Here is a 458-nt window from a genome sequence, read left to right on the forward strand (position 1 = left end):
AATCTTGAGGTTGAGATTGTTCTTGATTATTAGTAGTTTCTTTAGAATTAGTTGAATCTTGAGGTTGAGATTGTTCTTGATTATTAGTAGTTTCATTGGAATTAGTTGAATCTTGGGGTTGAGATTGTTCTTGATTATTAGTAGTTTCATTGGAATTAGTTGTATCTTGAGGTTGAGATTGTTCTTGATTATTAGTAGTTTCATTGGAATTAGTTGAATCTTGGGGTTGAGATTGTTCTTGTATTTTGGTTTCTGATGAAGTGTTTAAATGGTTTGAATCTGCTTCTGCAGCTTTAGCTTCATCGTGGACATTTAAGTATAATACTGATCCTAGTACTACTGACATTGTGCCTACCGCAAGTTTTCTGATTGAAAACTTATCATTCTTAGATAAAAAATTCTTAAAACTTTTCATATTTCTATAATTCCTCCTAAAAATTTAATGAACTACATTTATG

1 protein-coding gene is annotated in these 458 nt (G+C 30.1%); it reads right to left on the bottom strand.

The genetic code is table 11. From position 1 onward, the window contains the following. On the bottom strand, window positions 1–415 hold a 415-nt coding region (locus tag CD155_RS12770; RefSeq protein ID WP_142382864.1), incomplete at its 3' end, for a YSIRK-type signal peptide-containing protein. Window positions 416–458: the final 43 nt, after the last annotated feature.

This window comes from Staphylococcus caprae, assembly GCF_002902725.1.
GTDB lineage: Bacteria > Bacillota > Bacilli > Staphylococcales > Staphylococcaceae > Staphylococcus > Staphylococcus caprae.